Source organism: Methanobacterium formicicum (genome assembly GCF_029848115.1).
In the GTDB taxonomy this organism is placed as follows: Archaea; Methanobacteriota; Methanobacteria; order Methanobacteriales; family Methanobacteriaceae; genus Methanobacterium; species Methanobacterium formicicum.
The window spans coordinates 85,001-94,514 of sequence record NZ_JARVXG010000052.1; the positions used below are offsets into that span (position 1 = coordinate 85,001).

The window sequence follows — 9,514 nt, forward strand, 5'->3', positions numbered from 1 at the left end:
TTTTCCAGACGTTGGGTGAAGAGTATTTCATCTTTAGTGGTGGCCGCAGTAATAGTATCCACCTGAACACCTCTACGACTGGCTTCTTCAGTGAAAGCAGCCACCGGGGCCATACCAATGCCGCCTCCCACTGCCAGGACCCGGGAACCGGCAATTTCAAATCCATTCCCGTAGGGCCCCCTTAACCCTATTTTATCATTTTCCTGAAGTTTGTGGAGCGCCTGGGTAAAGGGTCCTACCATTTTCACGGAAATACCCACCTCACCATTCACCGGGTCTAGACTGGAGATGGACATTGGTTTTTCATCCTGGAAATTCCAGACCATTAAGAACTGACCCGGACTCTCTCCTTCAAACTCCCAGGGCAGGTAAAAGGTTTTCACCGTGGGTGTTTCCTCTACTATCCGGTTAATGGGGAGTACCTGGGGGATATTTTTGATTTCTTTCCGGTACATTTACCTCACCCTCCCCTGGTGGGCCAGCCCCACCATTTCTTCCACTTTCTGGTAATTCTTTTCTTTCATGAACTTCAGGAGGCCCTGGTTTATCTCCGGGAAGACTTCCAGTCCCTGGTACATTACCGCAGTTCCAATTTGAACACAGCTTGCCCCGGCATAGATGAATTCCACCACATCCCTGTAGTTGGTAACTCCCCCCACACCCATTAGGGGTATGTCCACGTTCTGGTAGACCTGGTATACACAGCGCAGGGCCACTGGTTTTATGGCTGGCCCGGACATTCCTCCAAAACCATTGGATAATATGGGATGACCGGTTTCCAGGTCGATCCTCATCCCTGGACCCAGGGAATTGATTAAGGTCAGGGCGTCAGCCCCGGCACGTTCTGCTGCCTGGGCAATCTCCACTATATCCGTGACGTTAGGTGTTAACTTGGCAATCACTGGAATTTTAACTGTTTTTTTAACTGCTTTAACGAAACTGTGGGTTAAATCCGGATCCTGACCTATTGATGCCCCACAGCCTTCCAGGGCATGGGGACAGGATATGTTGAGTTCCAGAGCATCCACCAGGTTTTCCACCTTACCGGCAATTTCACTAAATTCTTGGGGTGTGGAACCATATATGGAGGCTATCTGGGGCACCCGCCCCTCCAGCTTTTCCAGTTCCCCCTGGAATGTTTCCACTCCCGGGTTGGACAGTCCTATGGCATTTATTATTCCCCCTTCCACTTCCACGGTGGTGGGGTTGGGGTAACCCTTGTTGGGTTCTTTTCCAAAGGATTTGGTTACCACTGCCCCGGCTCCACTACGGGCTGCCCAGTTAAGGGAAGATGCATTGCTTCCCAGAACACCCGCCGCCAGTACAGTGGGGTTTTTCATTTTCATCCGGCAAATTTCCACTTCCAGCATGATTACACCTTAAGTTTAGAAGGTTTAAATTCCATCAAGTACACATTAAATTCTATGAAGTGTTATGTAGTTGGTTGTTTTGCAGGCTTTGTAGCCCTGGATGAAGATTTTAACTTGATGGATTATGAACTTTTCCCACACCAGGAACTCCGGGAAAAATGGTTTGAACAGGAGGATGAAGGGGAAACTCCAGAGGAGAAGAGGCTCCTGGGAAAGGTGGGTAAAGTTTGCCAGGAAATCATCATCGAAACTGCACAGAGAAGTTCCCACTACCAGGACCTGGAATATCATGCTAAATTCACCTATCAACTTCCCAGTAAAGGTGGGGATTATTTTAGAAGTAATTTGGGCCAACTTCTCCATGAAACTGGTTTTTTAAAGTCACCGGATGAACTGTGGAGTGTTACCCGGGACCTGGCCCTGGAGATCACCGAGAAGCGGTTGAAGGATGCTTCCCATTCCCAGGATCTTCTGCTTATCCAGGCCATCCACACCATTGAGGAACTGGAAGAGGCTGAGGTTAAACTGGTGGAACGTCTAAGGGAGTGGTACCCGGTGCATTTCCCGGAAATGGATGATGTACGGGACCATTCCCGCTACGTGGAACTGGTAGCCCAGTACGGTGACCGGGAATCAGTTATAAAATCCGGGGCCCTGGAGGGGATGGTGGATGAAGGGGTGGTGAGTCTGGGTGCTGAGTTATCCCCCCAGGATCTGGATGTGATACAGGGTTTTGCTAGGACTATCCAGTCCATCCAGGAATCCAAGAAATCCACCACCGGCTATGTTGATGGGAAGATGGAGGAGATGGCCCCTAACCTCCGGGATCTGGTGGGTGCCTCTCTGGGTGCCAAGATCATCGCCCACACCGGAGGTATTAAGCGTCTGGCCCTCCTGCCCTCCAGTACCGTGCAGATCCTGGGGGCAGAGAAGGCCCTGTTCCGTCATCTGAAGACTGGTGAGCGACCACCCAAGCATGGTCTCATATATCAGCATCCTGCGGTCCGTGGCTCACGGTGGTGGATTCGGGGGAAAATTGCCCGGGCACTGGCCAGTAAGATAAGTCTGGCTGTGCGGAAGGATTATTTCTCCGGGGAGTACGATGCTGCAGTCAAGGAGAGTTTTGAGAAAAGGGTGGAAGAGATAACTAAGGAACATCCTTTCCCTAAACGAACCGAAAAATCTAAAAAAAAGAAGAAAGACAAAAAACGGAAGAAGAAAAAGGATAAATTCCGGTTTAAGAAGGGTGACTACCAGTACTAGCATTCATGGTAAAAAGCCTGAACCTTTGGGGGGATTTATCCCCCATAAGGGTGAAGGAGATGTATATCTATCAGGATAGTTGAGAGTTTTTGAGTGGTTTGTTTCATTTAATAGGTATAGGGTGATTGCAATGACCGATATGGTGGCCATAGTATCCATAATATCCAGTGTTTTTTCAATTATTCTGGCAGTATATGCCATACAGTTTTCCCGGCGAGTGGAGGAACGGCTCAAGAACAACTTCACCATACTAAAGGAGACCATGGAAGCCAACCAGAAACAGGCCCAGGAGTGTCTTTCCAATATTGACCGGGAAGCAGCAGCCATTAAAACCACGGTGGACCAGTCCCATGAGAAACTTCATCAAACCATCCAGAACCTTAAAAAATGAACAACCCTGAACTAGCCCACCGGGCCCAGTTATTCCCGGATAAAAGGCCCTTATTTTTTCTACAGAAAATAATATATCCCTCTACATTACCCCCTATTAATCTCAATTTAATTACCTTGTCTTTTAACCTGTTCAATTTTTGGCAATTTGAATTTCTACAGTAGATCAAATTCTATTAGAGATATCAGTTTAAGTTCTACCCCGGAATAATCTAATAGGATATATTTATATTACCTAACAAGAATAGAGGATCATGGCCAATGAATCCCACCGCGAAGTGGTTAAAATAAGATATCTGGTTAGTGGGATCATTCTGTGGTAGACATCTACAATCGCATCCTTAATCTCTATGAGCACTGTAAACTAGGTTCAGATTGCTTTTTCACCCTCATTTCCCTGGGGATGCTCCGAACTTCCGAGAAATCCACTGGAATTAATCCTGATTCATTGGCCTGGAATCCCTCCAAATTACCCAGTAAGACTTGTTTTTTAAATATATTTTTGGGAATAGACCCTGATGTGTAATCATACTTTTCCCGGATTACTGGCCAATCCTCTGCTAATAGGATAAAAACCGGCTACAATGCACAGCGTGGTTCCGGTGAAATTTTGGGGACACTGCGAACCCAGTAAAAACCTCCCGAGAGAGAACTGTTAAATCCAGAAAGTTTAATATATTCCCAACTGCAAGTTATTTAGAGAGGAAACTAATTTTCGAAAATCATCAAAGGGATATGTAAAATGGAGTTTGAACTGGAATCTGGCAATAAAATCAGCGGAGTATACGAACTGGACGGTCACCTGGCCACTTGCAACCTCAACCCCCAGGTAAGGGTTTACGGGGAGAAGCTGGTGGACTATGAAGATAAAGAGTATCGCCTCTGGGATCCCCGCCGTTCTAAACTGGCAGCGGCCCTTCTTAAAGGACTGGGAACCTTCCCGGTTAAAAATGATTCACGAATACTCTACCTTGGGGCTTCGGCAGGCACAACTCCCTCCCACATCTCGGATATCATCACCCAGGGAGTTATATACTGTGTGGAGTTTGCACCCCGCATGATGAGGGAGCTCCTCACTGTTTGTCGGGCCCGGGAGAATATGATCCCCCTGCTGGAAGATGCCCATAAACCCGCCAATTACCAGGGACTGCTGGAGAAGGTGGACTTCCTTTACTCTGATGTGGCCCAGCCTAACCAGACCGAAATATTCATGGACAACATGCGCCTCTTCTTGAGGGAAGAAGGACAGGGCATGATCATGATCAAGGCCCGGAGCATAGATGTCACCCGCAAGCCCAAACAGATATTCAGGGAGGAAGCATCCTTCTTAAAGGAGCATGGCTTCCGGATAGTGGATAAAGTTGATCTGGACCCTTACGAGAAAGACCACCGCTGCCTGGTCTGTGAATTTGCATTTTAACCTTAATACAAATTCCAAAACAAAATAATTCTAAAATCGAAGAGAACACCCTAATAAAAATAGAAAGGGAACACCCTAAAAGACTACTTTTGTAAAATATGAATAAAAAGGGATTAAATCCCCATATTTTATCCTTTATTGGTTTAATCAACTCTTTTACCGGCATCAGGACCCGGTTGCACTGAATATATTTCAGTTACCTTTAGCAAGACTGCGGCTTTAGGTGCTAGTTGAGTCATGACACTTTTAGCCCATTCCACTGCATCATCAAAGTATTTACCAGACTCGTGTATTTCCACCGTGCCTTTAAACTGGTATGGGCATTCTGATATGTCCCCCACAGCCACTGTGGCCTGGGGATTGTTTTTAAGATTTTCCAAACTTTTGTTCATGAAGTTAGCCACCAGTAAGATGGTTTCACCATCCAATGGTCTGGCAAATCCAATTGGAACCAGATTGGGAGTGCTTTTGTTATTGGCGGTGGCTAACCATACTATGTTGTTTTTTTCTATTGCATCCATCATTTCCTTGTTCATTACCATAAGATCACCTGTAATGTGTCTTTAATTAACATTCACCTAATAGAATAATGTATTTAATGGTCAGCAAAATATACTAACTATATTTTAGTTACCCTTTTCCATTTTCTAAAAAATACCACAAACTCCCTAAAAAACAGTGCTACCCTTTCAAACCAAATTTCCCCGAAAAATTAATTCAACTCAGTTTCAGCTGATCCACCACTGAAACCATCTCGTTAGCCTGTTTTTGAGTCTGGTTCTGGGACTGGTAGGTGTAGGTTTCATAGATCATGGCTGGAATACCGGCCTGTATTAGGGGGAGAGTTACATAGGCTGGACTGGTGGGATTGGGCGGACTGTACACTTTTAACCAGCTGACGTGACTTTTAATCTGCTGGGCTATTGATTCTGCCCTGCTGAATTGTCCCGGGACAAATAAGAACCATTTTTCCTGGTAATGGCCTTCATTGGAGTGGACGTCAATCACCAGATCCGGGGAAGAATTTTTAATATCCGGGACAACGTAGTTGAAGGCCAAAGACTGGCCATTAGCCCTTCCCTGGTCGTAGTTATCGGCATTCTGGGTGACGTTTACCTGGTAAATATAGTAGCAGTAGTTAAGGGTGTGGTTCCTGTTTTTCAGGGCCTCCTTCAGGGCCAGGTGGGCCTGGTATTCCAGGGGGTGCACCCCCACCACGTAGGCTATCTTATAGGGTGATCGGGGATTACCGTAGGGTCCTTCTCGGGTAACTGTCCCGTATTCTGTTTCTCCCAGGACCACCCTGCTGTAGGTGGTTGCTGTGGAGTTTTTCTCCAGTGATGAGAGGGGGAATAAATAGAATGAGGATAGGACTGCGGCACCAAACACCAGGATTAGCACCAGGATTAATTGAAGCTTTCTCCCCATTCTCAGTTCTCCTAGATTTTTAAGGCCCTGTTATTTTGAACTTAGATTTTCCCGGCCTTAAGGTATGGTTACACTGGCTGGTAGCTGTCCAGTTGATTTGTACTGGGTTAAAACCTTGGCATACATGTTCAACATGGAATCCGGGGATAAATCTGGTTGGCCCGATACAGTGATACCAATATAGTTGGGTGTCTGGCCACTGTTATCCATCCAGGTACAGGTTCTCTGGGCCATGCTCAGATAATCCGCCTGGGCAATGGTGGCACTGGTAACTGTTCCATAGGCATTATCCGGACTCTTGTACTGGTTTATGGGAATATTACCAGTTTGTCCGGTGCTTATCATTGTTAGGCCCTTGGCCAAGATGTAAAGGCACTGGTTCTTGTCCAGGGTCACTCCCTGGTAGGTTATGGTGCTGAACCCCACTCCCACCCGGGATATTTCACTGGCCAGGCCAGGTACTTGGGACACCGGAAATCCAGTAGCCAGGGATATTGTTTCTGGGGCCAGGGTGGTGGTGTTGGTGGTGTTGGCCGGGGTGCTGGAACTTCCCATTTTCAGGAGTATTCCTCCCATGATTCCCAATATTACCACCAGAGCCACTATGGCCACGATCAATGCAGTGTTAATATTTTTTGATTCTTCTTTTTCGGGTTGAGTGGATTTTCTACCAAAGGCTGCTTTTTCCGGTAATTTAGCACCGCACTGTTCACAAAAAGCAGCGTCGGCATGGTTATCATATCCACAGTTTTCACATTTCATTTCATCTTGCCCCCCACATGGGTACTCTTGATTATACTGTGTTTATCCTTCCTATTCTTGATTTTTTCCCCACACATTAATATAAATATGATAATTGATCATAATATGGGGTGAGGATTAGAAACAGGAATGTTCCTATGACCCCCATAAAAAATTATTCCCCCATCTAATCCTCCCTTTTAAAAATTAACCATTTAAAAGTATTTATTTAAAAAAAAGCCAGTTCGCCCTAAAAAGTAAGAAAAGTTTAAAAAATGAAAAATAAGTTCAGGCCAGCAGGTGATATACCAAACCGCCTAGATACAGCAGTAAGAAAGCTATACCAAAGAAAAATACCCCCATGAACATGTATTTATCAAAGGATTGTGGGCCTTTGTACTCGGTTTTGTCGGTTGAGACCTGTTCCTTGGAAGTATTCTGTGAAACATTCTTCACTGCCTTTTTCTTCTTGGAAGACTTCTTCTGAGATTTTTTCTTTTTCTTAGCCATCAGATTATGCTCCTAAAATTGATTTAAAATACCAGGTTAACCTAAAATTTATCATATCCTCCCCTCCATCCCAATCTGGCCACGTTACTCCCCGGACCTAGACCCAGAAAATCATTTTTAAATTATGATCGGTCCGACTTTTAAAAGCTATGGGATTAACAAACCCCTGTAATAATTTAAGCAGATTATCTACATAAATCTGGTGGTGAAAATAGATACCCCCTAAAATTCCCTAAATTAAATACCTACTCCTCCTCACCGGTACATGTACTTTTCAGGGGAATTTTGCCAGTACCCCCTTTATTCATTAGAGTAAAAACCATGAATTTGTCTTTAATAGAATTTAATATGGAATTTTACGTATACACATAACTATACAGGTTATTTCAGATTTCTATAATACTCAAAGGTTTTAAACACATAATAGGTTAAGTAACGACTGTCATGGCCAAACCTTTAAATAATAGCTCCACCAACCAGTTACTACCCTGTTGCTTTTAGGTGTGAAATCTAGTGGAAAACTCCACGTATCAGATTATTATTACTCATTCAGGGCGTTCTAGAGGGCCCGTAGCTTAGTCTGGCAGAGCGCTTGGCTCTTAACCAAGGTGTCGCGGGTTCAATCCCCGTCGGGCCCGCTTTATTTTAATATAATTATTCTGATATCCAGATCTTACACACATTTAGGGGAATGTTCTTTAGAGGAACAGCAAACCCATAATATGATTGCAGGGGTACCCAAGCGGTCAACGGGGGTGGACTCAAGATCCTCTGGCGTAGGCCTTCAAGGGTTCGAATCCCTTCCCCTGCACTCCTTTTAGAATTATATTCATTTATTAAAATCATTTTTAGAATAATATATACTCCCTTTTAAAAAATAACTTATACCCCCATTTAGAATAGTTCATATCCATTCCTAGATTTTTATTTAATCCCCTTGAATGACTCCATAAACTCTAAATGAGTCAAAACATTTTGCATTCCAGCAGGAAAAAACCTCTTCTTTAAATTAACATATCTGGAGGGATTCTGATATGATTTTTGTTCAGCAGGACATCTATTATAAGTGTAAAACTATCAATGCATTCATATTTCAATATGGACTATAATACACAAAATGAATAAGACTTGTATCTTCAATTCATTAACGTATTAAGTTCTTAAGAGCAATCTGTTTAATATTAACATGTTTCCAATTGCCAAACTTTAAATAATAGTTCGATAAACCATTTACTACCCTGTTTTTGTGTAGATTATTATGTGAAAACGTGGGACCCCACAAAAATAAACTTCATTCATTATCCGGCATTTTAGAGGGCCCGTAGCTCAGTCTGGGAGAGCGCCTGGCTTTTAACCAGGTGGCCGCGGGTTCAACTCCCGTCGGGCCCGCTTATTTTATTATTTCAACTGATTATTTTAAGCCTCTTTTTATTCTCAATTGAGTAATAAGATATTTTTTTGATTAAATTATCTATAATGCCTCAAATGTAAAATTCAACTTAAAAATAGGGATTATTTTCTATAGAAATAATTTTCTCTAAAAAAATAAAGAGATAATTGATATTTCTCCCTCAATATTCCATAGATGGAGTGTTAATTTTCCACCGTCTTTTAAAGTTTTTGTTTCTCCGTTTAACCAGCTATTTTCTGAGTTTGAGCTGTCGTAGTATACGGTATATCCATTGTCATCGATGTTGGATAGACTGCTGTCTCCCTTTACCGTATGATAAAATGCTCCCTTAACTTTGTGATAAACCCCCCTAACTTTATAATAAAATGTATAACACACTGGGGCGAATATATCAAAGATAGGGGATGTTAGGGTAGACCCTCTCATTTCCCTGCATAAGGGGGTTTAAAAAAAATGCAACGCAATACCTATATTTTAATTGGAGTCGTTATCCTGATCTTTGTTGCTGCCGCCGGGGTTAGTTATCTTTTATTCCAGCCCGCGGTTAACAACTCGCCCAATGTTACCAACAACACCACAACCACAGTGGTGAACCAGGGTACCACCACCCAACAGAACCAGACCACCACCTCGGGTTACATATCCTCAGCCCAGGCCAAATCCATTGCATCCAACTACCTGAATTCCAAATCAGATTATAATGGCCTGGGAGCGGGCACACCTTCCCTTAAAGGAAGTGTGTATTACGTGCCCATGGTGGTAACCGTAGAGGGCCAGCATTCAGTGGGAACTGTGCTGGGTGATGTCTTGGTAGATGCCAAAACTGGAAAAGTCCTGGGAACAGAAACCGTTGATATTACCACCGATGAAAAGGTAAGAAACCCACCATAATAGATAGACTTAGATAAAAATGGGGATTCGGGGATAATTCCCTTAATCCCACTTAATTTATTGGCTTTGTAGAAACCCTAATTTTTTTTA

At 43.7% G+C, this 9,514-nt stretch carries 11 protein-coding genes and 3 tRNA genes (1 of these 14 only partly in view); 7 read left to right on the forward strand and 7 right to left on the reverse strand.

Annotated elements, in window-relative coordinates; translation table 11 throughout:
• A protein-coding gene (locus QC759_RS08510; RefSeq protein ID WP_081944535.1) for a dihydroorotate dehydrogenase electron transfer subunit crosses the window boundary here: on the reverse strand, nucleotides 1–455 show its 5' portion. The gene continues 358 nt to the left of window position 1, outside the view; the window shows 455 of its 813 coding nt (coding positions 1–455); the start codon lies at nucleotides 453–455; the stop codon falls past the left edge of the window.
• Entirely contained in the window at nucleotides 456–1,370 is a 915-nt protein-coding gene (locus QC759_RS08515) for a dihydroorotate dehydrogenase (protein WP_048072556.1), read from the reverse strand.
• A gap of 54 nt (nucleotides 1,371–1,424) precedes the next feature.
• Between QC759_RS08515 and QC759_RS08520 the strand changes: the two genes are divergently transcribed.
• The 3 genes from QC759_RS08520 to QC759_RS08530 all read left to right on the forward strand — a co-directional run bounded on the left by QC759_RS08520 (nucleotide 1,425) and on the right by QC759_RS08530 (nucleotide 4,443).
• Nucleotides 1,425–2,633: an NOP5/NOP56 family protein gene (locus tag QC759_RS08520; RefSeq protein WP_048072557.1), complete on the forward strand. Its 1,209-nt coding sequence runs from the start codon at nucleotides 1,425–1,427 to the stop codon at nucleotides 2,631–2,633.
• A 130-nt stretch (nucleotides 2,634–2,763) separates the two neighbouring features.
• Complete coding sequence (locus QC759_RS08525; protein WP_048072558.1) at nucleotides 2,764–3,024, forward strand: hypothetical protein; 261 nt, start codon at nucleotides 2,764–2,766, stop codon at nucleotides 3,022–3,024.
• Between the two features lie 741 nt (nucleotides 3,025–3,765).
• Nucleotides 3,766–4,443 (forward strand): fibrillarin-like rRNA/tRNA 2'-O-methyltransferase, encoded by a 678-nt coding sequence (locus QC759_RS08530; RefSeq protein WP_048072560.1) that lies wholly within the window; start codon nucleotides 3,766–3,768, stop codon nucleotides 4,441–4,443.
• 143 nt (nucleotides 4,444–4,586) lie between these two features.
• On the opposite strand, the gene QC759_RS08535 is transcribed toward QC759_RS08530, so the two are convergent.
• The 4 genes from QC759_RS08535 to QC759_RS08550 all read right to left on the reverse strand — a co-directional run bounded on the left by QC759_RS08535 (nucleotide 4,587) and on the right by QC759_RS08550 (nucleotide 7,122).
• Entirely contained in the window at nucleotides 4,587–4,985 is a 399-nt protein-coding gene (locus QC759_RS08535; RefSeq protein ID WP_048072561.1) for a pyridoxamine 5'-phosphate oxidase family protein, read from the reverse strand.
• A gap of 175 nt (nucleotides 4,986–5,160) precedes the next feature.
• Nucleotides 5,161–5,871: a hypothetical protein gene (locus QC759_RS08540; RefSeq protein ID WP_048072562.1), complete on the reverse strand. Its 711-nt coding sequence runs from the start codon at nucleotides 5,869–5,871 to the stop codon at nucleotides 5,161–5,163.
• A 57-nt stretch (nucleotides 5,872–5,928) separates the two neighbouring features.
• Complete coding sequence (locus tag QC759_RS08545) at nucleotides 5,929–6,633, reverse strand: zinc ribbon domain-containing protein (RefSeq protein ID WP_048072563.1); 705 nt, start codon at nucleotides 6,631–6,633, stop codon at nucleotides 5,929–5,931.
• 267 nt (nucleotides 6,634–6,900) lie between these two features.
• Entirely contained in the window at nucleotides 6,901–7,122 is a 222-nt protein-coding gene (locus QC759_RS08550) for a hypothetical protein (protein WP_048072564.1), read from the reverse strand.
• Between the two features lie 564 nt (nucleotides 7,123–7,686).
• On the opposite strand from QC759_RS08550, the gene QC759_RS08555 reads away from it, so the two are divergent.
• The 3 genes from QC759_RS08555 (at nucleotide 7,687) to QC759_RS08565 (ending at nucleotide 8,511) form a co-directional block, all read left to right on the forward strand.
• Nucleotides 7,687–7,760 (forward strand) — tRNA-Lys (locus tag QC759_RS08555).
• Between the two features lie 90 nt (nucleotides 7,761–7,850).
• Nucleotides 7,851–7,933 (forward strand) — tRNA-Leu (locus QC759_RS08560).
• A 504-nt stretch (nucleotides 7,934–8,437) separates the two neighbouring features.
• A tRNA-Lys gene (locus tag QC759_RS08565) sits at nucleotides 8,438–8,511 on the forward strand.
• 148 nt (nucleotides 8,512–8,659) lie between these two features.
• Here the strand turns inward: QC759_RS08565 and QC759_RS08570 are convergent.
• Complete coding sequence (locus QC759_RS08570; RefSeq protein WP_048072565.1) at nucleotides 8,660–8,959, reverse strand: hypothetical protein; 300 nt, start codon at nucleotides 8,957–8,959, stop codon at nucleotides 8,660–8,662.
• A gap of 27 nt (nucleotides 8,960–8,986) precedes the next feature.
• Between QC759_RS08570 and QC759_RS08575 the strand changes: the two genes are divergently transcribed.
• Complete coding sequence (locus tag QC759_RS08575; RefSeq protein ID WP_048072566.1) at nucleotides 8,987–9,424, forward strand: PepSY domain-containing protein; 438 nt, start codon at nucleotides 8,987–8,989, stop codon at nucleotides 9,422–9,424.
• Nucleotides 9,425–9,514 lie beyond the last annotated feature (90 nt).

Bases quoted from the DNA above. Each gene is read 5' to 3' on its own strand.
- QC759_RS08545 (WP_048072563.1), bottom strand. From the start codon at position 6,633: ATGAAATGTGAAAACTGTGGATATGATAACCATGCCGACGCTGCTTTT.
- QC759_RS08530 (WP_048072560.1), top strand. From the start codon at position 3,766: ATGGAGTTTGAACTGGAATCTGGCAATAAAATCAGCGGAGTATACGAA.
- QC759_RS08525 (WP_048072558.1), top strand. From the start codon at position 2,764: ATGACCGATATGGTGGCCATAGTATCCATAATATCCAGTGTTTTTTCA.
- QC759_RS08575 (WP_048072566.1), top strand. From the start codon at position 8,987: ATGCAACGCAATACCTATATTTTAATTGGAGTCGTTATCCTGATCTTT.
- QC759_RS08550 (WP_048072564.1), bottom strand. From the start codon at position 7,122: ATGGCTAAGAAAAAGAAAAAATCTCAGAAGAAGTCTTCCAAGAAGAAA.
- QC759_RS08540 (WP_048072562.1), bottom strand. From the start codon at position 5,871: ATGGGGAGAAAGCTTCAATTAATCCTGGTGCTAATCCTGGTGTTTGGT.
- QC759_RS08515 (WP_048072556.1), bottom strand. From the start codon at position 1,370: ATGCTGGAAGTGGAAATTTGCCGGATGAAAATGAAAAACCCCACTGTA.
- QC759_RS08570 (WP_048072565.1), bottom strand. From the start codon at position 8,959: ATGAGAGGGTCTACCCTAACATCCCCTATCTTTGATATATTCGCCCCA.
- QC759_RS08535 (WP_048072561.1), bottom strand. From the start codon at position 4,985: ATGGTAATGAACAAGGAAATGATGGATGCAATAGAAAAAAACAACATA.
- QC759_RS08520 (WP_048072557.1), top strand. From the start codon at position 1,425: ATGAAGTGTTATGTAGTTGGTTGTTTTGCAGGCTTTGTAGCCCTGGAT.